Below are 21,103 nucleotides of genomic sequence, written 5' to 3'. Positions count from 1 at the left end.
AAGATTTTCTTCGATCCCAAGGACGGAAAGAGTGCTATGAGCCGTACAATAGACGGTGTATTGGAAATTCTCAAAGGGCGCAAGGATATCAGGCATCAGGAGAATGTAATCAACGATTACCTGAACCAAGCACAGGCTTTGGTACGACGCATGGAATCTGACGGATTCATCTACACGAAAAACGGACATTCGGGAAGAGGCAAATGAAAGGAAAACCAAAGATAGGCATAGCGACCGATGGTACCCATAAGGCAAAAGAGAGATTGACACGCTTCCGGGCTGTCGACCTCTCTTCTGGAATGGAACTCTTTTCGGAGTCAATTGGCAACTGGACAAACAATATCGGGGAGTTTCTCGGTATTGTGACAGCTGTCAAGTATATTTTAGAGCATCCGGGAACTCCGCGCACAATCTATTCCGACAGTATAACGGGTATTACATGGTATAATAATAGACAGACCGCTTCCTCACGCACATGTCCGGCATTACAGAAAGCGGAGATATTTCTCAAGGTAATGGAAGCAAGGATAGTGGATATAGAGGTATTGTATTGGGACAAGCACTTATGGGGCGAGATTCCTGCTGATTTCGGAAATAAATAATAAAGACAATTAATGATATGGCAAAATTGAAATCCCAGTCACAAAAATATGTTGAGCTGAAAGAGGAGGACTATTTACAGCTGGTTGAGAATACCATTAAAATGGAAGCTCTAAAGATTGCTGGCATTGAGAAGATGCCCATCTACAAGGCTATGAAGCTTATTCTTGAACACGAGCACATCGACTTGCTTATCAAACCCGTTTCAAGGAGATATTCCTAATCTTTAAGTAGACAATACTATACTCCCAATACCGGATAATTATATATAGTCCATTATTTTATTTATTCTTTATTGAAAACCCAAGAGAATGTGCCAAAAATTATATTCACAGAATTACACGGATTTACGCAGACAAATATTACAGAGCACCATCTGTTAGTTAAATTGAATTAGTCAAGACTTAATCTGACAGTTACGTATAAAAAGAATAAATTTGTAACAGAAAACAGATTAAGTTATGACAACATCAGAAAAGGTCATCAAGAACAAACTGGGATTGCTTGAACTCTCCCAACAGTTAGGAAACGTATCACGTGCTTGTAAGGTTATGGGCTACAGTCGTGACAGTTTTTATCGTTTCAAAGAGTTGTATGAACAAGGCGGTGAAGTCGCCTTGCAGGAGATTTCTCGTCGTAAGCCTGTCATAAAGAACCGTGTGGAAGAACACATCGAGCAGGCAGTCGTACAGATGGCGATAGACAATCCTGCATTGGGGCAAGTCCGTGTATCCAATGAGCTACGTAAGAAAGGTATTCTTATTTCGCCGGGCGGAGTGCGTTCCATTTGGCTACGGCACGATATGGAGACCTTCCAGAAACGCCTGAAAGCATTGTCAGCCAAAGTGGAACAAGAGGGCATTATCCTTGATGAGAACCAAGTGGCGGCATTGGAAAAAGCAAAAGAAGAAAAGCAGGCTCATGGAGAGATAGAAACTTATTATCCCGGTTTTCTACTTGCCCAAGACACTTATTATGTAGGATATATCAAAGGTGTGGGACACATTTATCAGCAGACCGTCATTGATACTTACTCCAAAATCGGATTTGCCAAGTTGTATGACAGAAAGAATGCGCTTGTTGCTGCCGATATGCTTAACGATAGGGTTATTCCTTTTTTCGAGCAGCATGACTTGAAACTGATGCGTATGCTAACAGATAGAGGAACAGAATACTGCGGAAACAGAGAAAATCATGAGTATGAATTGTATTTGGCTGTGGAAGACATTGATCATTCTAAGATTAAGGCGAAAAGCCCTCAGACAAACGGTATATGTGAGCGATTTAACAGAACCGTGCAGAATGAGTTCTATGCTATTGCATTCAGAAAGAAAATCTATACCTCTATCGAACAGCTGCAAGCAGACCTTGATATGTGGATGAACTCCTACAATACCCAAAGAACACACTCTGGAAAGTACTGTTTCGGGAAAACGCCCATGCAAACTTTTATCGAAGGAATCGCTGTGGCAAGAAAGTATCAACTGCAAAATCAGGAAATGATAAAACCGAATGAGCAGGATAAAATCTCATTCGGTTGTGAGGATGATGAAACTTGTGTAACTTCGCAACAAACATCTGACAGTTTTTTTGTCCGATAGTAAAACAAATGTCAGAACAAGTCTTGACTATTACAGTTAAATTTAGTCTATGTACATCTGCGTAATCTGTGGCAAATTATGACACATTTCTTTTGTATTTCGTCATCACACCTTTCCGTACACTGTCCGCATTTTACCATCCACCAGCATCTTGTTCGACCGCACAATCCAAGTTCCACCGTCACTCAATCCGCATTTCAGTGCTTTCTCATCACCTCCGACCAGTATCGGTACGGTCGTTACTGTGATTTCGTCCGCCAACCCGTTATCCAAAAGCAGAGTTCCAATCTCCTTACCGTAAGCCACCACCGTACCGTCACCATCCTCTTTTATTCTCTGCAGTTCTGCCACTACATCCCCTGTAATGAACTGCACTCGTTCATTCTCAGTCAGTTTGATAGCATTGTTCGTTACAACCAAAGTCTTTTTCGCTACAATTGGCCAGCCCAAATGAATCGGTACACGTACAAAGTAATTTGTTTCATATCAATAATATTTTAATAGTTATGCTCGCCTTGTCCCCAAAAGAACAGCGTGAACTCATTTTATATAAGCATACACAGCATGAACATTGCGTATACATCTTGCCTTTTTGAAAAGTGCAAGTTTTTCTATTCCAAGACGTTCAGCGAACGTACAATGTGTATATCCCCCGTCTATTTCCAGGCTGGGTATAAAGACGGCAGGAATCATACCCAGCCTGTCGTCTTCATTGCAACAATGATAGCGAAACTTCCCGAATAATAAAACAATAGCCCTGTCAAATCCGGCTTCATCCATTAAAATATCTGGAAATTCTAACTTATTGGTTGCCACTTTAGAATACAGAATTCATTTTTGTCAATAAGGTTTCGCCTTCGGTGAACTTGTAATAGTGCTTAAAGATTACCGCAACACTGTTTCCTGCTTGTTCTGCCGTAACAGCAGGAGAACAACCGGCATCTACCATACGGGAGATAAATGTACCTCGTGCAGAATACCAAGTTATATTCTCTTTTATATCCAGAATATTACAAACTTTAGTCAACGTCTTGCTGACTCTATTAGAAATTTGAATGACTCTATTACGCATTTTAGCCTCTGTGGTATGTTTTTTTGTGAATATAGGGAATACATAGTTGTCGATGCCTTGGCCTTCATATTTCTCAATAATTAGTTTTGATTTCTCTATCAACAAGGGTTTTCCAATTTTCGGGAATTTCATCCGTTCATAGATAACCTGGTTTCCTTGAATCATATTGTACGTCAAATGACAGACATCCACATTGGCCATACCTCCTGTGTAATAACTGAAAAGAAATAAATCCAAGCAAAATTCCTCTTTAGGTGTAAGCAAGCTTCTATCAACATTCTCAATTAACTGTATCACTCTCTTGGAAACAGTTCTCGGTTCAAACTTGTGCCATTTCATCTTATCCTCCACACAGCCGAATATTTCCGGATCAGCACCGTGCATATTCAGCCCTTTGGCATAGTTGACTATAGCTCTCAGTTTACGCAACTTCTGGTTCAAGCCTGCTTTATTACCATTGGCAATTCCTTTTTTTTGTGTATATAGAACAAAATCCAAGAGGAACTGTTTTGTTATGTCACTGAAATAAAACACGGATAATGGTTTATTGTATTTCTTTTGTGTGAACTCTTCCAAAGCCTTCTTTATGATTTTATAGTCCTTTACACTCGCCAGGCTTTTCACAATCTTGCCGTTTTTCTCTTTTTCCTTTTCAGAGAATTTTTTAATCAAATAATCAATCATCTGGGAAACGGACAGAGAACGGTCTTCCTCTTTCATTTCCTTCCCTTTCTTTTTATCAAGACTAAGTGCCAGTTCGGTCGGACTCCATTTACGTCCTTCCTCTTCCCATTCTTCCGCAATCTTCTGATACTTTAATTTCAGATCAAGCAACATCTTGTTCTTTTTGATGGCATCGCTTGATTTGGAAATAAATGATTGTGACGCATTGTCCCAGTCTTTGATGGGACCGGTGATATTTAGCACCTTAGAAACTCTGTTGTAGCCTGTTTGGAAGAAGATCATTTCCAGTTTCACCAGTTTTTTGTCTTTTGAGGTCACTTTTCCTTTAATGTTGATCGAATACATTTTAATTAGGTTTTACGTGTACTCATGTAGACCAATTTTTTGCCTACATAACAGCCTACATAAGAATAGAGGTTACCCGCTATTTTTGTTTATTTCGGCTATTTATCCGTTCTACCACCTTTGATTAATTATTTGACAGTCAGAATATTAAGCTTTCCTCTTTAATATATGGGCATAAAAAAAGGCTATCTATCCCAGACAGCCAATCTTTTTGTTAACCTTAAATCTAATACTATGAAAAACACAGTACAAATATACGGACTTCTGTCAACTTTGCAAATAAAACAAGAAAAAAGAGATGTTTTATAACATTGATTAAATATTTGATTCCTCGATTCTATTTTTATTAAGACTTTCGGCGTTTTGAATGCTATATTCCCAATATTTATCACATAATTTCAGATAGCTGGTCTCGGCACTCTTGCCACCTAAAGAAATAGCGTACATCTTTGTCTGTTTCGCTTTTGCGTGTTCGATGGTTCGGGATAGTAGTTGATCGACAGGACGCATCTCAAAGTCCGATACGGTGATAATGTCCGCTTCCATATATCCTTCTTCGCTGATCTTTCGCAAAGCATGCGTGATGACAGGTTCCATATCAGTTCCGCCATGAAAGGATTGGCATAAGAAATCGACCAGGCGGTCGAAACTGCTGCCTAAGTCTGTGATTTCAATGCACTCGATATCATCGGAAAACAGGATGACGTAACATTTTCGATGTTGCACTTCCGTCAGTTCGGCAATGGCAAGTAGGGTGGATTTCGCGATTCTTTCCCGTTCGCCTGCCATGGAACCGGAAGTGTCCAGGCAAACAATGAAAGGGCCTTCGGCTTCTTCGGAAACTTCGTTCCCTATTGTTTTCTTGTCGTTGATGGTTTGCTTTTCGTGTGATTGATAGTCGATGACTTGCAATCTCTTCTCAATGAAACGCTCAAAGAAAATGGGTTGCAGACTTTTTTCGGCCAGATAACAATATTCCAAGGGAAGAAGGCTGTTTAAGTCGTTTCCTTCGCAAATACCTGCAATATCACTTCGGGTGGCATGAGATATAATTTGTTCCCGATGAATACCGGCAGTCATTTTGAAACGTTTCTGGCTGCTTTGGTGTTTCTTGCCCAAGATTTCTACCAGTTCACGGATAACGGGATTTCGTTTGATCGTTTCTTCGTATTCTAAAATTTGTTCTGCTATCTGTTTATGGTTGCGGAGTAACCAGACGAGGCGTGAGCCGCCACGTACCGGAAGATTTTTGGCAAGTGATAGCTGAAGACGGTAAAAATCATCACAAAGCCGCTCGATATGTTCCATCTGATAGTTGAACTCGTTGTTCGAGAGCAGTGTGTGCCATTTGTCGAAGAAGAGAGTCCGCAACGCTTTCCATTCTTTAGAGCGCGGGCTGATTGCGTCAAAACGTTGGAGGTAGTATTTTACGTTGAGGTCTACCAGGTGATATTTCATCGAGAACGGGTAGGCGCTGTTTTTCAGGAATTGGAGAAACTTGGCGTCGGATGCTTCATCCATTTCATGAAAGTATTCCCATTGCGACGCGTAGTGGGAGTAGAAATCTTGCAGGGAGGGTTGCGTGTGACGAAAATACCGGTGAATGTCCGCATCCAGTTCTTCGGGACGGATAATCAGGTTGTGCAGTTGTTCGTCGTACACATCGTAGGCTATTCCCTGCAATTTTTCATAATAAATGTCTTGCAGGTGTTTGAGCCTAATACTCTCTGTTCTCTTGTTCATGGGCATGAGCGATGATGCGGAGTTCGTTCCGGTAATTCTCTATGATATGTGCAGTCTCTCCTAAAATTCGTTTGATCTTGCTTTTTTGCGATGAGCTTAAGAAGAGATGCTCCTTTGTATATGCTGTTTCCCGCTCGGAGATTGTTTTATATTCCACTTCCATTTGATGCAGCAAGTCGATCACTTCCTGCAATGTAAATTCGAACGGAGTGTTGCCATCCTGTTGTGCAGGCAAAGGGTCGCAATTGTCATAACATAGTAACGGATATTCCTGATTGTTGACGAAAACAGACCGTCTTCCTTTTCGGAGGGAATAGATATTCTTTTGCGCGATATTTCTGTTCTTTACAAAATCGTAGGCTTTCAGGATTTTGTTGACCGGACGGAATTTATCCTGTTGGATATAAAACAGCCGGTTGCTGTCTTTCTTCAAAGACTGGTAATCGGAAGCAAATATGAGTAGGTTTCCGGCAATGTGATAACCTTCTATGCGATGATAGAAGGTGTCTACGACCTGGATTCCCGGATCGCTAAGTTCACGCAGGCTGTGTTCGGACTTCATGTTTTCTTTCAGTGTGTCCAATTTTTGTTCCAACCGTTTTTCTCCTAACAGATAGGTGTTGATGCCTCGTGCTATCGACTGTTCTACAATCTCTTCGATAATGGGGAGCTGCGAAATTTCATCCCATAGGCAGGCGCTCATCAACAGGCAGTCGGAGAAATGAATTCCCGGAGATTCATTCAGATAGGCCGATGTGCGGAGCAGACCTACTATTTTCTTCCAGCGGCGGTCGGATACATAGATGGGAGGGGTGTTTTCATCCCGTCCTGTATTATATTGTTCAATTTCTCGTTTGATATTGTGAATCAGCTCGAAGATGGTATAGTGAATGCCTACTTTTTCGCTTTCAACTTGTATCTGATTGTATAATTCATCGTTCACCTGGAGCTTTTCAGGGATTTCAGGTTCTATCTCCCGCGTAGAAGAAATCATCTGATCGAACGCATATTCCTGTTCGATACATCCGACAAACTGACGGATCAGGAAACGGTCGTATAAGGCTTCCAGTCCTTCACCTTTTGCCGGCAGTTCGTTGGAAGCGGCAATTAATGCTTTCAGGGGTACACGCACTGTAAATTGTCCGTTGCGGTATATCTTTTCATTGATTACCGTCAAAAGGGAATTTTGGATAGCAGGGCCGGCTTTCCATATTTCATCCAGAAAGACGATTGATGCTGTCGGCAGGTATCCTTTTGTAATGCGTTCGTACGTATCTTCATCCTTCAATTTTGAGATGGAGACGGGACCGAATATTTCGTCCGGTGTACTGAAGCGGGACATCAGATACTCAAAAGCATCTGCGCCTTTAAATGCCAGTTTTAGCCTGCGTGCTACCAAACTCTTGGCTACTCCCGGAGGGCCCAGCAGAAAGATACTTTCCCCTGCCATGGCGGATAGCAGAGACAGTGCGATGGTATGCTCTTTTTCGAATACTCCCTCATTGAGGGACTTCAATAATTGGGTGATATGTGATTTGATAGACTTCATGCGACGGATAATTTCATGTGTTGTTAGCAAGAGGCAAAGATACAAGAATTCTTTGAAATAGACTTCGCCGGAGGGATTTACTCCTAGATTTAGGCAATTTCCTCCTGATAAGTAGGAGTTTTCAGTTTCATGGGGAAAATTCATTCTCTACTTTTGTTCTATCGAAAGATAAATGATATATAATAATTAGAGAACCATTAAAAATAAAGGAATATGAAAACGAGCACATTTAAATACTTCGGTTTGGCGTTGATGGCTATATTGATGGTAAGTTTTACCTCTTGCGAAGTGGAAATAGATAGTTTCTATGATGATGATAATAATGGTGCAGGGTACTATAACCGTTCGGCTGATTTATGTAGTCGTACCTGGGTTAGTTTCTACCGCGACATGGACGGTAACTATTGCCGTCAGGAACTGGACTTCTTTTTAGACCGTACCGGAATCGACTATATACGGGTGGAATATCCTAATGGAGCAGTCGATCAATATGAATATAATTTCCGTTGGAGTTGGGAAAATTATGCACAGACTTCCATTCGTATGTCATACGGACCGAATGATGTTTCATACCTGGATGATGTATATATCGGTGGAAACAGATTGAGCGGTTATCTGGACGGACGAAATAACTTTGTGGAGTTTCAAGGGAAAAGATGAAACGTAAAGCAGGAAGAAACGTGAAGCAGGAAGAAATAAGAAAAGGTTAAGAAATTAGGAGAGATAAAGAAATTAGAAAAAGATAAAGAGATAGGTAAGCGTAAAGGAAGAAACTGGTAAAAAAGCATCGTTGGAAGGATAACAAGATGCGGGTAAAAAGAGAAAGGATAAGATTGTTAAGATAGAAATATAACAGATATTAGAAACAAAATAACAGGTAACAGTGTAAAAGGGTAATCAATAAGATTTCAGGATATATGAATCAGGGTATAATTAGGGCGCGAAATGAAAGCTTAAAAGTTTTGAACCGGACTAAATAGTTTTTATCTTTGCGCCCTATTAGTTTTTATATACATGGAGTGGTTATATAGTCTATTCATCGAACATTCTGCCTTACAGGCTGTTGTGGTACTTTCACTGATTTCTGCCATTGGTTTGGGCTTGGGAAGAGTGCATTTCTGGGGAGTTTCCCTGGGAGTCACTTTTGTTTTTTTTGCGGGTATCCTGGCCGGCCATCTCGGGCTTTCGGTCGATCCGCAGATGTTAAACTATGCAGAAAGTTTCGGACTGGTCATTTTCGTTTATTCCCTCGGGCTACAAGTCGGTCCCGGTTTTTTTAGCTCTTTCCGTAAAGGAGGGGTAACGCTGAATATGTTGGCGTTGGGAGTCGTTTTGCTGGGAACGTTGTTGACGGTGGTGGCTAGTTATGCAACGGGTGTCTCTCTTCCTGATATGGTGGGCATCCTTTGTGGAGCAACGACAAACACTCCGGCATTGGGAGCTGCGCAACAAACTCTGAAACAGATGGGAATAAACAGCAGTACGCCTGCTTTAGGATGTGCGGTAGCCTATCCGATGGGAGTAGTCGGCGTAATCCTTGCCGTTTTATTAATCCGTAAAGTATTGGTTCGCAAAGAAGACTTGGAGATAAAAGAGAAAGACGATGCGAACAAAACTTATATTGCAGCGTTTCAAGTACACAATCCTGCTATTTTCAATAAAAGTATCAAGGATATAGCTCGTATGAGTTACCCAAAGTTTGTCATATCCCGTTTGTGGCGTGACGGACATGTCAGTATTCCGACTTCAGACAAGATTCTGAAAGAAGGCGACCGTCTGCTGGTGATAACTGCGGAAAAAGACGCTTTGGCCCTGACGGTACTTTTTGGTGAACAGGAAAATACGGATTGGAATAAAGAGGACATTGACTGGAATGCGATTGACAGCGAATTGATCTCGCAGCGTATCGTTGTCACCCGTCCCGAACTGAATGGTAAGAAACTCGGTGCACTCCGGTTGAGAAACCATTACGGAATTAACATCAGCCGTGTTTACCGGTCGGGGGTGCAACTGCTTGCTACTCCGGGATTGATACTTCAGTTGGGCGACCGCCTGACAGTGGTGGGCGAGGCTGCTGCTATCCAGAATGTGGAGAAAGTATTGGGAAATGCCGTGAAAAGCTTGAAAGAGCCCAATCTGGTTGTTATATTTATCGGTATCGTGCTTGGTTTGGCACTGGGGGCTATTCCTTTCTCTTTTCCGGGTGTCAGTACTCCTGTGAAGTTGGGATTAGCGGGCGGACCGATCATTGTCGGTATCCTTCTGGGGACTTTTGGACCACGGATACACATGATTACCTATACCACCCGTAGCGCGAACCTGATGTTGCGTGCCTTGGGACTTTCCATGTACCTTGCTTGTCTGGGACTGGATGCCGGAGCTCACTTTTTCGATACCGTATTCCGTCCGGAAGGCTTATTATGGATTGGTTTGGGAGTCGGATTGACTATCATTCCAACTGTATTGGTTGGATTCGTGGCTTTCAAGATGATGAAGATCGATTTCGGTTCTGTATCCGGTATGTTGTGCGGAAGTATGGCAAATCCGATGGCACTGAACTATGTAAACGATACAATCCCCGGCGACAACCCATCCGTAGCCTATGCGACTGTTTATCCGCTATGTATGTTCCTGCGGGTAATTATCGCCCAAGTGTTGTTGATGTTCTTGTTAAATTGAGAATAGTATATTGCTGGATCGTAATTAGTAACTAGTAAATTGTAAATAGTAAAATAGTAAATAAAATGACTGCTCAAAGTAACATAACTCCTGAAAGCATTGTGGGCGATCTCCGTTACCTGCAACTGCTTTCCCGAAGTTTTCCTACGATTGCCGATGCTAGTACGGAAATAATCAATCTGGAGGCTATCTTAAATCTACCTAAAGGGACAGAGCATTTCCTGACTGACATTCATGGAGAATACGAGGCTTTTCAGCACGTACTGAAAAACGCTTCAGGTGCGGTAAAACGTAAAGTAAATGAAATATTCGGCAACACTCTCCGCGAGGCTGAAAAGAAAGAAATCTGCACGTTGATTTACTATCCCGAAGAGAAACTTCAATTAGTGAAAGCCCGTGAAAAGGACCTGGATGATTGGTATCTGATTACCCTGAACCAACTGGTGAAGGTCTGTCAGAATGTATCTTCCAAATATACCCGTTCGAAGGTTCGTAAATCGCTGCCTGCCGAGTTCTCTTATATTATTCAGGAATTATTGCACGAATCTTCCATCGAGCCGAACAAGCATGCTTATATCAATGTAATTATCAGCACGATTATCACTACCAAGCGTGCCGACGATTTCATTATCGCTATGTGCAATCTGATTCAGCGTCTGACTATTGACTCTCTTCATATCGTAGGCGATATTTACGACCGTGGTCCTGGCGCGCATATCATCATGGATACGTTGTGCAATTACCATAACTTCGATATTCAATGGGGAAATCATGATATTCTCTGGATGGGTGCAGCTTCCGGTAACGATAGTTGTATTGCCAACGTGATACGTATGTCCATGCGCTACGGCAACCTGGGCACGCTTGAAGACGGATACGGAATCAATCTGCTTCCATTGGCTACTTTTGCAATGGATACGTATGCCGATGATCCTTGCACCATCTTCATGCCGAAGATGAATTTTGCCGACGCTCATTATAATGAGAAGACTCTGCGCTTGATAACTCAAATGCATAAAGCCATTACCATTATCCAGTTTAAGCTGGAAGCCGAAATTATTGACCGTCGTCCGGAGTTTGGGATGACCAACCGCAAACTGCTGGAGAAGATTGATTTTGAACGTGGCGTCTTTGTATACGAAGGAAAAGAATATGCTTTGCGCGATACCAACTTCCCTACCGTAGATCCTGCCGATCCTTACCGGTTGACGGAAGAAGAACGCGAATTGGTAGAAAAGATTCATTATTCATTTATGAATAGTGAAAAGCTGAAGAAACACATGCGTTGCCTGTTTACCTATGGCGGAATGTATCTGGTGTCAAATTCGAATCTTCTTTATCACGCTTCTGTCCCTCTGAATGAGGATGGCAGCTTTAAGCATGTCAAAATACGTGGTAAGGAATATTGGGGGCGTAAATTGCTGGATAAAGCCGATCAACTGATTCGTACTGCGTATTTCGATGAAGAAGGGGAGGAGGATAAGGAATTTGCTATGGATTACATTTGGTATATGTGGTGTGGTCCGGAAGCTCCCTTGTTCGATAAGGATAAGATGGCGACCTTTGAGCGTTATTTCGTAGAAGATAAAGAATTGCATAAAGAGAAGAAAGGTTATTATTATACATTGCGTAACCGGGAAGATGTCTGCGATCAAATTTTGGCAGAGTTTGGAGCTTCCGGTCCTCATTCGCATATCATCAACGGTCATGTGCCTGTGAAAACGATTCAGGGAGAACAGCCAATGAAAGCCAATGGCAAGCTTTTCGTTATTGATGGCGGATTCTCAAAAGCTTATCAGCCGGAAACGGGAATTGCGGGATATACGCTTGTTTATCACTCTCATGGTATGCAGCTTGTACAGCACGAACCTTTCCAGTCTCGCCAGAAAGCTATCGAAGAGGGACTTGATATCAAATCTACCAACTTTGTCCTGGAATTCAATTCGCAACGGATGATGGTGAAAGATACCGATAAAGGAAAAGAACTGGTGACTCAAATACAGGATTTGAAGAAATTGCTCGTTGCTTATCGTACCGGTCTGATAAAAGAAAAGGTATAATTAGTAATCAGTATGCTCAAAGTTGCACGTTTCTGAATTTATTCACCACAGAGGACGCAGAGGACACAGAGTTTTTTTTCTTTCTACAAGTAAAACAGAGCGATAAATACGATTCTAAATACATGAGACTCTGTGTTACTCTATAGTGAATAAAAAATAGTAAACCTCTGTGTCCTCTGCGTCCTCTGTGGTGAATAAGTTTAGAAAAGAACAATACCCGCTTCGATAATAGCTCCCTTATCGTAATTGCTCGATTTATTATAGAATCTGGTTACCCCATATCCACCTGTTGCAAAGATGCCGAACTTCTTGGTAAATTGATATTCCAGATTTGCACGTGCCTGCAATGCGTACAGGCGTTTCGGGATGACCTCATCTTTGTTATCAAAAGCCTCGATATGCTGGTATCCGAGGTCCCCGCTGATGGATAACCCCTTGTAAAGGGGGAAAGACAGACCGGCACGATAGGATGCGCTCGCCGAAAACTTATCATTCAATCCCTGATACATGGAACCCACTCCCAATATGGTATAAAACAACTGGTTCTTGAATCGTACCCCGATATTGGCAGGCGTTGCATTTCCACCGTATACCATCATTTGCACTCTTGTGTCAGGATTTGCATTCACCAAACCAAGTTGGAGACCTTTCATATCTTCTTTGTAGTAATTGACAAGACCAATTTGAAGTCCGCGCGCTTTCGTTGCGTAGTTGCATAATGCTACTTGCACTCCATTCAGCTTTGATGCGGTTATATTGGCAATTCCTGCTATCTGCAAACCGTTCATGTGTTCGCCTACTACATTTAAAAGTCCCGAAGCCATCAGACCACCGAAGCTCTGTCCGGTTATATTTGCTATTCCGGAAAAGTGTAAGCCCGAAGCCATATTGCCCGTCACATTCATGAAACCACTAATCATTAACCCCGAGTTGTTGTCTCCTCCGATGCTCGTTAGCCCGGATATGACTACTCCCTGTGCTTTGTCGCCGGTGATATTTACCAATCCGGCAGCAGAAAGCCCTACGGTGTTATCGCCGCTGATATTACTGATACCAGCCAGCTGAACGCCCCGCATAGTACCCCCTGCCAAGTTGGCTAATCCGGTGATTTGTACTCCGTTCATGTCACCATGAACCACGCTTCCCAACGCATTGATACCCACACCGTTCAGACGGTTCATGGTAGACAGGAGGCCGATGTTTATGTATGTCGTCTGTGTACTGTCATGCGGTTGCGTGCATATATCTTTCCAGATGGATATATTGATCCCTGCACTCTTGTTCTGTGCCGGTAAAGAAACGGCAGCCATTAGTATAGCTGCCGTGAGTATTGTTTTTTTTATCTTCATTCCTTTCTCTTTTTCGGTTTAAGTTATATCTTTCTCTATGCAGCTGACAATCTATCAGCCTTTTGCCTCCTGATACAAATAACGCTTGATGCTCTTCTTCGGTGTCTTTTCAAATTCTTCCGGATAGATTTTCATCTTGGATATTTGGCTGTATGCCGGTAACATAGTGTTCAGTGTCACGCGGTTTTCTTCCATTACTTGTTCGATGTCTTCAGTCTTCAGGCCGTGGGCGAACGCATCGTCAAAGTCGGGATAAACAAGTCCGACAAGTTTCTCGTTTTGCTGAACGATAATGCTTTCAGCCACGTATGGCAGGTTGTTCAACTTATCTTCAATTTCTTCAGGATAGATATTCTGTCCGCTGGAGCTCAATAACAGGTTCTTGCTTCGTCCTTTGATTGTAACATTACCTTCTTCATCCATCAAAGCCAAGTCGCCGGTATGCAACCATCCGTCCTTGTCGATGACTTCTTGAGTGGCTTCTTCGTTTTTGTAATAGCCCAGCATCACATTCGGGCCCTTACATACGATTTCACCAACGATATTTTCGGGATCAGATGACAATACCCGTACATCCATCCGTGGCACAGCCTTTCCGCAAGAACCTGGTTTGAACTTTCTCCAATCTTCGTAGCAGATAATCGGGCCACATTCCGTCATTCCATATCCAACCGTATAAGGGAAATCAATCATTTTCAAGAACTGTTCCACTTCCTGATTGAACGCTGCACCTCCTACGATGACTGCCTTGAAGTTTCCGCCAAATGCCTTAATCATCTCTTCGCGCACTGTTGCCTTTATCTTGTCATTGATAATAGGCACTTTCAGCAATATCTTCATCGCCGGAGTTTCCAACTTCGGAAGTACGCTTTTCTTGATTATCTTTTCGATGATGAGTGGTACGGCAACAATCAGACTGGGTTTCACTTCTTCAAAAGCCTGGAAGATAATCTTAGGGCTTGGCATACGGGTGAGGAAGTAGATGTGGCAACCTACGGAGAACTCATAAAGGAATTCAAAAGCCAATCCGTACATGTGTGCCATAGGAAGCATGGAAACGATTTTATCTCCGGCTTCCAGTTCCAACACTTCAAAAGCAAATTTGGTATTCGACCACAGACTGCGGTAGGGGAGCATTACTCCTTTGGAATAACTCGTTGTTCCCGAAGTATAATTGATAACTGCCAGTTCTTCCGGTTCGTCTTTGTGATAAGCGACATGCTCTTTACGGAAATTCTTCGGATATTTTTTGCCGAACATTTCGTTCAGATGTTCGCGTGCATACGTGAGTCGTTCGCTGCGTGACACTAATAGGGTGAAGTCGTTCATCATCAGGATACCTTCCAGTAGCGGCATTGCCGACTCGTTCAGGTTTTCCCATACCATATCTCCTACAAGCAGTAATTTAGCTTCGGAGTGGTTGACGATATTATGCACGTTATCTGCTTTAAATTCATGGAGAATAGGTACAATAACGGCTCCATACGTCAGTGTGGCAAGGAAAGTAACTCCCCAGTGAGAGCTGTTTCTTCCACAAACGGCAATCTTGTCTCCTTTGCGGATTCCGCTTTCTTCAAAGATGATATGGAGTTTCTCGATTTTACGAGCTACGTCTTTATACTGTAAAGTTGCACCTTTATAATCGGTCAGGGCATCCAGGTCCCAATTATTCTTGATACTATTCTCAATATAGGCTATAAAACTTTGTTCCATTGTTTTTTGCACATTTGGTATTAAATTGTGCAAATATAGCAATTATATTAAGAATGAAGAATTAAGAGTGAAGATTTTTTGGAAATGGAGGAGAGAGTAGTAGGGGAATTTGTGTGGCGATACGTTATAAATACAATGGATGAGGCTTATAATTGAATGAATGGTGCTTATGGTTGAATAAATGATGCTTAGTTGGATGAAGGCTTATCACAAAAGGGATTAACTTATAATAAAATAGATTGACTCGTAGTATAAAAAAGATTATGCTCATAGCTCAACAGATTATGCTTATAGCTAATTGGATTATCATTATAGCAAAACTGATTATCATTATAGCTAATTTAATTATCATTATAGCTAAAAAAAATATGCTATTAGCAAAAAAACATTCAGCTAATAGCATATTTACAGTAACTTCATTTCTTATTTCAAGTACCATTCGTACATTCTTTGTACGCCTTCCTCGATTTCAATTTTGTGGTGCCAGCCCAGTGCATGCAGTTTTGAAGGATCGGTTAGCTTGCGCATTGTGCCGTCCGGTTTGCTGCTGTCGAAGGTCAGTTTACCTTGATAACCTACTGTTTCAACGATCCGTTCAGCCAGTTGGCGGATGGTGATTTCCTTACCGGTTCCGATGTTGATATGGCAGTTGCGGATATCTTTGCTACCTTCTTTATAGGTATCTTTAAAGTCCACGTGCTCCATAACGAAGACACTGGCATCCGCCATTTCTTCGCTCCAGAGGAATTCGCGAAGAGGAGTACCCGTACCCCAGAGAGTGACCTCTGTTTCGCTGATTCCGTATTTTTTCAGAATAGCCAGAATGTCCTCTTTTGAGCTGTCGCCGTTGACACCTTCCACCGGACGCTGGTTCATATCCTTGCGTACAGCTTCCCAGTTTCCTTCTTTCAGACAGTGTGCCAAATGAATCTTGCGAATCATGGCAGGCAATACATGGCTGCGTTCCAAATCGAAATTATCATTCGGCCCGTAAAGGTTTGTCGGCATCACGGCGATGTAGTTCGTTCCATATTGCAGGTTGAAGCTCTCGCACATTTTCAGTCCGGCAATTTTGGCGATTGCATACGGCTCGTTGGTATATTCCAACGGTGAAGTAAGCAATACATCTTCCTTCATCGGCTGTTCGGCATCGCGTGGATAAATACACGTACTACCGAGGAAGAGCAACTTTTTCACGTTGTGACGGAAACTCTCTCCGATAATGTTCTGTTGAATCTGCAGATTCTTGTATATAAAGTCGGCACGGTAGATGCTGTTCGCCATGATACCACCCACAAAGGCAGCGGCAAGGAATACATATTCCGGTTGTTCTTCATCGAAGAATTTACGGACAGCCATTCCATCCAGCAGGTCAAGCTCTTTGTGCGTGCGGCCTATCAGATTGGTGTATCCTTTATCCTGCAAATTCTTCCAGATAGCAGATCCCACAAGTCCGCGGTGTCCTGCTATATATATCTTTGCATTCTTTTCCATTCTATCTTTTATTATTTTCACCACAGAGGACACGGAGGGCACAGAGGAAAAAATAAAATCCTCTGTGTCCTCCGTGTCCTCTGTGGTGAAATGAAATTCATTTAATGTTTGGTAGCAATCATCCGCTTCACTTTTTCCATATCGTGGCGAACCATGATACTTACCAGTTCTTCGAATGATGTTTTGCATGGATCCCATCCTAACAATGTTTTTGCTTTAGTCGGGTCACCCAGCAGTTGTTCCACCTCTGACGGACGGAAATATTTAGGATCAACCTCTACCAAAGACTTTCCGGTAGCTACGTCGATACCTTTCTCATTCACGCCTTCACCTTCCCAACGAAGTTCGATGCCTGCTTCCTTGAATGCCAGCGTTGCGAATTCGCGTACTGTGTGCATTTCTCCGGTAGCAATTACGAAATCTTCGGGAACGTCATGTTGCAGGATCAGCCACATACATTCGATGTAATCCTTGGCATATCCCCAGTCGCGACGTGCATCCAGATTACCCAGATACAGTTTGTCCTGTTCGCCCTGTGCGATACGTGCGGCAGCAAGCGAAATTTTACGGGTAACGAATGTCTCGCCACGGCGTTCGCTCTCGTGATTGAACAAGATTCCGTTTACGGCAAACATACCATAGCTTTCGCGGTAGTTTTTAGTAATCCAGAAACCATATTGTTTGGCTACCCCATATGGAGAACGGGGATAGAATGGAGTTGTCTCTTTTTGTGGAACTTCCTGCACTTTACCGAACAATTCGGAAGTAGAAGCCTGATAGATGCGGGTTTTCTTTTCCAGTCCCAGGATGCGTACCGCTTCGAGCATACGCAACGTACCGATAGCATCCGCTTCGGCTGTGTATTCCGGGACGTCGAATGAAACCTTCACGTGGCTTTGAGCAGCGAGATTGTAGATTTCATCCGGTTGCACCTGTTGAATAATACGAATTAACGAACTAGAATCTGTCATATCCCCATAATGCAGATTGATCGTACGTTTCTGTTTCATGTCGCGCACCCACTCGTCAAAATACAAATGTTCAATACGTCCTGTATTGAACGAAGAAGAACGACGGAGTATACCGTGTACTTCGTAACCTTTTTGCAATAGAAATTCGGCAAGATAAGAACCATCCTGCCCGGTGATGCCTGAAATTAGGGCTTTTTTCATACGCTATTATTTAATATAATTGAAAATGTGGGTGCAAATGTCGGCATTTTTTGTGAGCCAGCCAAGCTACTACCCAATTATTTTTCAGCACAGTCTTTCAGCACGGTTTTTCCCCATTATTTTGTCGATAATCAAAGCGATAGCTCCGTCGCCCGTCACGTTGCAGGCTGTGCCGAAACTGTCCATTGCGATGTAAAGCGCAATCATCAAAGCCTGTGCCGATTCGTCGAAGCCGAGCATGGATTGAAGAATTCCCAGAGAGGCCATGATAGCTCCGCCCGGAACTCCCGGAGCGGCTATCATTGTGATGCCCAGCATAAAGATAAATCCGGCAAACAAGGGGAAGTCGAACGGTATTCCTTGCATCATCATCAATGCCAGTGCGCAGGCTACGATTTTCAGTGTGCTGCCCGACAGATGAATGGTGGCGCAGAGCGGAATCACGAAACCGGCCACTTCGGCAGATACCCCGTTCTTTTTGGTCTGTTCCAGCGTTACAGGGATGGTGGCTGCCGAAGACTGTGTGCCCAATGCCGTGAAGTAAGCCGGCAGCATTTTATTAAGTAATTTAAACGGGTTTTTGTGTACAAACAATGCCGCGATGGAATACTGAAAAACTAACAGGAAGATGTGAAGAGCAAAGATGACTCCGATAATTTTAATAAACACCATCAGGATGGAATATACTTGTCCCGAATGTGTCATGTTGAGGAATATGCCAAAGATATAAAGCGGCAGCAAAGGCAGAATGACTGCGCTAATCATTCGTACGATAATTTCCTGAAAATCACGTGCCACGTTTTTTAATGCGTCGCTGTTCAGTGACGCCAGTCCCAAGCCCAAGGTGAAGGCTAATACCAAGGCCGTCATGACGTTCATCAGCGGTGGGATGGAGACGGAGAAGTAGGGGAGGATTCCTTGTGCTTCGCTCACTTCTTCAAGCGGCGCTCCCGGTTCGATGAGTGACGGAAACACGGTGACTCCTGTGAAGTAGGAGAGGAATCCCGAAAACAGGGTGGCGAAATAAGCAATCAGAGCCGTCACGAGCAGCATTTTTCCTGCACCTTTTCCGATGTCGGCAATAGCCACCGTTACCAGTCCGACGATAATCAGCGGGATAGAGAAATTGAGAAACTCGCTGAAAATGCCGTTGAAAGTAACGAATATTCGCACTAGCGGAGCCGGGAAAAAAGTGCCGATGGCAATACCCAAAATGATGGCAATTACGATGCGTGCCAACAAACCGATTTTGATCTTCTTCATCCTTGATTTTATTTGTAGACCACAAAAATAATATTTTAATCTAAAATATTGCGAACAAATGTGCATTTCAACTGTTACTAAGATACAGAATATTCAAAATATATAAGTTATGGCAAATCAGAATAAAACAGATATCGGACTTATCGGCTTGGCTGTGATGGGCGAGAATCTTGCTTTAAACATGGAGAGTAAGGGGTGGCATGTATCGGTATATAACCGTACAGTTCCCGGAGTAGAGGAAGGAGTGGTAGATCGCTTTATGAATGGTCGTGCAAAAGGTAAAAACATCGAAGGATTCACAGATATAAAAGCATTTGTAGATTCGATAGCTATTCCCCGTAAGATAATGATGATGGTTCGTGCCGGAAGTCCGGTTGACGAACTGATGGATCAGCTTTTCCCGTTGCTTTCACCGGGAGATATTCTTATTGATGGTGGTAACTCCAATTATGAAGATACCAACCGCCGCGTCAAACTGGCGGAGTCGAAAGGATTTCTCTTCGTCGGTAGCGGAGTGTCCGGCGGTGAAGAAGGAGCCTTGAATGGAGCTTCTATCATGCCCGGCGGTTCGGAGAAAGCATGGCCGGAAGTGAAACCGATCCTTCAAAGCATTGCGGCAAAAGCACCGGACGGAACTCCCTGTTGCCAATGGGTAGGCCCTGCCGGATCGGGTCATTTTGTGAAGATGATTCACAACGGTATCGAATATGGTGATATGCAGTTGATTGCTGAAGCCTATTGGGTGATGAAAAAGTTGCTGGATCTGACCAATGAGGAAATGGCTGATGTCTTTGCCCGTTGGAACGAAGGCAAACTGCGCAGCTACCTGATCGAAATCACCGCCAACATCCTGCGGCATAAAGACAAATCCGGAGGGTATCTGATTGATAAAATCTTGGATGCGGCCGGACAGAAAGGAACCGGCAAATGGTCGGTCATCAACGCTATGGAACTCGGCATGCCGTTGGGATTGATCGCCACGGCGGTATTCGAACGAAGCCTTTCTGCACAAAAAGACTTGCGTCATCAGGCTTCCAGACAATATCAGTGTCAACATACACAACCTATATATAATAAGGTGGAACTCGTAAAGAATATATTTTCTGCTCTTTATGCTTCCAAACTCGTCTCTTATGCCCAGGGATTCGCCGTGTTGCAACGTGCTTCCGACGCTTTCGACTGGCATCTCGACCTGGCTTCCATTGCCCGCATGTGGCGTGGGGGATGCATCATCCGCAGTATATTCCTGAACGACATTGCTGCCGCCTTCGAAGCCACCGACAAGCCTAAACACTTGTTGTTGGCTCCTTATTTTAAAGAAGAAATGAAAACGCTGCTTCCCGGATGGAAAAACCTGGTGGCGGAAGCCATGAAAGAAGAACTTCCTGTTCCTGCTTTCTCTTCTGCGCTGAACTATTTCTATTCGCTCACATCTGCCGATCTGCCCGCCAATCTTGTGCAGGCACAACGCGATTATTTCGGTGCGCACACTTTCGAGCGCAAAGACGAGTTGCGTGGACAGTTCTTCCACGAGAACTGGACAGGTCACGGAGGAGATACGAAATCGGGTACATATAATGTTTAAATAGAAAACAGTTTTGAAATGATAAATGGGAATTTGAAATGATAAATGGGAATTTAGCGGTTAAATGAGAATTTAGCGGTTAAATGGGAATTTTGCAGTTAAATGGGAATTTTGCAGTTAGGCTGAAAGCCTTACAATTATATATTTATTGGGGTGCCCTGAAAGGGCTTAATTATATAGCGTAGGGCAACGCC

Annotated in this window: 16 protein-coding genes and 2 pseudogenes; 8 read left to right on the top strand and 10 right to left on the bottom strand. The window is 43.0% G+C overall.

The features are described from left to right. From LPH68_RS06855 to LPH68_RS06840, 4 genes and pseudogenes are all read left to right on the top strand, one after another. Positions 1-207: pseudogene (locus LPH68_RS06855) on the top strand (hypothetical protein); the annotation flags it as partial. Beyond that, positions 204-602, top strand: coding sequence for a ribonuclease H (locus LPH68_RS06850; RefSeq protein ID WP_195589176.1), 399 nt, complete (start codon positions 204-206; stop codon positions 600-602). The pseudogene LPH68_RS06855 and the gene LPH68_RS06850, both read left to right, overlap by 4 nt. Before the next feature lie 17 nt (positions 603-619). Beyond that, the gene (locus tag LPH68_RS06845) at positions 620-823 is read left to right on the top strand and encodes a hypothetical protein (protein WP_195589178.1); all 204 of its coding nucleotides are present in this window, start codon (positions 620-622) and stop codon (positions 821-823) included. Between the two features lie 238 nt (positions 824-1,061). Beyond that, complete coding sequence (locus LPH68_RS06840; protein ID WP_094582489.1) at positions 1,062-2,201, top strand: IS481 family transposase; 1,140 nt, start codon at positions 1,062-1,064, stop codon at positions 2,199-2,201. 105 nt (positions 2,202-2,306) lie between these two features. Here the strand turns inward: LPH68_RS06840 and LPH68_RS06835 are convergent. From LPH68_RS06835 to LPH68_RS06815, 5 genes and pseudogenes are all read right to left on the bottom strand, one after another. Next, positions 2,307-2,654, bottom strand: a pseudogene (locus LPH68_RS06835) (dihydrofolate reductase family protein); the annotation flags it as partial. Positions 2,655-2,741: 87 nt separating this feature from the next. Further along, positions 2,742-3,017, bottom strand: coding sequence for a hypothetical protein (locus LPH68_RS06830; RefSeq protein WP_195589181.1), 276 nt, complete (start codon positions 3,015-3,017; stop codon positions 2,742-2,744). A 1-nt stretch (position 3,018) separates the two neighbouring features. Further along, positions 3,019-4,302: a phage integrase SAM-like domain-containing protein gene (locus tag LPH68_RS06825; RefSeq protein ID WP_230296887.1), complete on the bottom strand. Its 1,284-nt coding sequence runs from the start codon at positions 4,300-4,302 to the stop codon at positions 3,019-3,021. A gap of 315 nt (positions 4,303-4,617) precedes the next feature. Next, entirely contained in the window at positions 4,618-6,045 is a 1,428-nt protein-coding gene (locus tag LPH68_RS06820; protein WP_192923069.1) for a hypothetical protein, read from the bottom strand. Next, positions 6,020-7,594, bottom strand: a complete 1,575-nt coding sequence (locus LPH68_RS06815; protein WP_151922981.1) for an AAA family ATPase — start codon at positions 7,592-7,594, stop codon at positions 6,020-6,022. The genes LPH68_RS06820 and LPH68_RS06815 overlap by 26 nt, the downstream gene beginning before the upstream one ends. Before the next feature lie 213 nt (positions 7,595-7,807). On the opposite strand from LPH68_RS06815, the gene LPH68_RS06810 reads away from it, so the two are divergent. The 3 genes from LPH68_RS06810 (at position 7,808) to LPH68_RS06800 (ending at position 12,333) form a co-directional block, all read left to right on the top strand. Next, positions 7,808-8,254, top strand: a complete 447-nt coding sequence (locus LPH68_RS06810) for a hypothetical protein (protein ID WP_004316335.1) — start codon at positions 7,808-7,810, stop codon at positions 8,252-8,254. 354 nt (positions 8,255-8,608) lie between these two features. Then, positions 8,609-10,273, top strand: coding sequence for a putative transporter (locus tag LPH68_RS06805; RefSeq protein ID WP_151922982.1), 1,665 nt, complete (start codon positions 8,609-8,611; stop codon positions 10,271-10,273). Between the two features lie 65 nt (positions 10,274-10,338). Next, positions 10,339-12,333 (top strand): fructose-bisphosphatase class III, encoded by a 1,995-nt coding sequence (locus LPH68_RS06800; RefSeq protein ID WP_008775961.1) that lies wholly within the window; start codon positions 10,339-10,341, stop codon positions 12,331-12,333. A gap of 200 nt (positions 12,334-12,533) precedes the next feature. Here the strand turns inward: LPH68_RS06800 and LPH68_RS06795 are convergent, their stop codons facing one another. The 5 genes from LPH68_RS06795 to LPH68_RS06775 all read right to left on the bottom strand — a co-directional run bounded on the left by LPH68_RS06795 (position 12,534) and on the right by LPH68_RS06775 (position 19,324). Further along, positions 12,534-13,682, bottom strand: a complete 1,149-nt coding sequence (locus tag LPH68_RS06795; protein ID WP_151922983.1) for an LA_2272 family surface repeat-containing protein — start codon at positions 13,680-13,682, stop codon at positions 12,534-12,536. Positions 13,683-13,736: 54 nt separating this feature from the next. Then, positions 13,737-15,395, bottom strand: coding sequence for an AMP-binding protein (locus LPH68_RS06790; protein WP_008022073.1), 1,659 nt, complete (start codon positions 15,393-15,395; stop codon positions 13,737-13,739). Between the two features lie 423 nt (positions 15,396-15,818). Next, positions 15,819-16,889 (bottom strand): GDP-L-fucose synthase, encoded by a 1,071-nt coding sequence (locus LPH68_RS06785; RefSeq protein WP_004316340.1) that lies wholly within the window; start codon positions 16,887-16,889, stop codon positions 15,819-15,821. A 101-nt stretch (positions 16,890-16,990) separates the two neighbouring features. Further along, complete coding sequence (gene gmd, locus LPH68_RS06780) at positions 16,991-18,061, bottom strand: GDP-mannose 4,6-dehydratase (protein WP_004316341.1); 1,071 nt, start codon at positions 18,059-18,061, stop codon at positions 16,991-16,993. Positions 18,062-18,145: 84 nt separating this feature from the next. Further along, positions 18,146-19,324 carry a dicarboxylate/amino acid:cation symporter gene (locus LPH68_RS06775; protein WP_009039397.1) on the bottom strand — a complete coding sequence of 393 codons (1,179 nt, stop codon included), beginning with the start codon at positions 19,322-19,324 and terminating at the stop codon, positions 18,146-18,148. Between the two features lie 109 nt (positions 19,325-19,433). On the opposite strand from LPH68_RS06775, the gene gnd reads away from it, so the two are divergent. After that, complete coding sequence (gene gnd / locus LPH68_RS06770) at positions 19,434-20,909, top strand: decarboxylating NADP(+)-dependent phosphogluconate dehydrogenase (protein WP_117683730.1); 1,476 nt, start codon at positions 19,434-19,436, stop codon at positions 20,907-20,909. Positions 20,910-21,103 lie beyond the last annotated feature (194 nt).

Source organism: Bacteroides sp. 1_1_30, from assembly GCF_020982715.1.
GTDB lineage: Bacteria > Bacteroidota > Bacteroidia > Bacteroidales > Bacteroidaceae > Bacteroides > Bacteroides xylanisolvens.
This window is presented reverse-complemented; position numbering and strand designations above follow the sequence as displayed.

What these genes read in the sequence shown, in the direction of transcription:
- LPH68_RS06795 (WP_151922983.1), bottom strand. Translation starts at nt 13,682, where the DNA reads ATGAAGATAAAAAAAACAATACTCACGGCAGCTATACTAATGGCTGCC.
- LPH68_RS06845 (WP_195589178.1), top strand. Translation starts at nt 620, where the DNA reads ATGGCAAAATTGAAATCCCAGTCACAAAAATATGTTGAGCTGAAAGAG.
- LPH68_RS06805 (WP_151922982.1), top strand. Translation starts at nt 8,609, where the DNA reads ATGGAGTGGTTATATAGTCTATTCATCGAACATTCTGCCTTACAGGCT.
- LPH68_RS06815 (WP_151922981.1), bottom strand. Translation starts at nt 7,594, where the DNA reads ATGAAGTCTATCAAATCACATATCACCCAATTATTGAAGTCCCTCAAT.
- LPH68_RS06825 (WP_230296887.1), bottom strand. Translation starts at nt 4,302, where the DNA reads ATGTATTCGATCAACATTAAAGGAAAAGTGACCTCAAAAGACAAAAAA.
- gmd (WP_004316341.1), bottom strand. Translation starts at nt 18,061, where the DNA reads ATGAAAAAAGCCCTAATTTCAGGCATCACCGGGCAGGATGGTTCTTAT.
- LPH68_RS06850 (WP_195589176.1), top strand. Translation starts at nt 204, where the DNA reads ATGAAAGGAAAACCAAAGATAGGCATAGCGACCGATGGTACCCATAAG.
- LPH68_RS06785 (WP_004316340.1), bottom strand. Translation starts at nt 16,889, where the DNA reads ATGGAAAAGAATGCAAAGATATATATAGCAGGACACCGCGGACTTGTG.
- LPH68_RS06790 (WP_008022073.1), bottom strand. Translation starts at nt 15,395, where the DNA reads ATGGAACAAAGTTTTATAGCCTATATTGAGAATAGTATCAAGAATAAT.
- LPH68_RS06820 (WP_192923069.1), bottom strand. Translation starts at nt 6,045, where the DNA reads ATGAACAAGAGAACAGAGAGTATTAGGCTCAAACACCTGCAAGACATT.
- LPH68_RS06810 (WP_004316335.1), top strand. Translation starts at nt 7,808, where the DNA reads ATGAAAACGAGCACATTTAAATACTTCGGTTTGGCGTTGATGGCTATA.
- LPH68_RS06800 (WP_008775961.1), top strand. Translation starts at nt 10,339, where the DNA reads ATGACTGCTCAAAGTAACATAACTCCTGAAAGCATTGTGGGCGATCTC.
- gnd (WP_117683730.1), top strand. Translation starts at nt 19,434, where the DNA reads ATGGCAAATCAGAATAAAACAGATATCGGACTTATCGGCTTGGCTGTG.
- LPH68_RS06840 (WP_094582489.1), top strand. Translation starts at nt 1,062, where the DNA reads ATGACAACATCAGAAAAGGTCATCAAGAACAAACTGGGATTGCTTGAA.
- LPH68_RS06775 (WP_009039397.1), bottom strand. Translation starts at nt 19,324, where the DNA reads ATGAAGAAGATCAAAATCGGTTTGTTGGCACGCATCGTAATTGCCATC.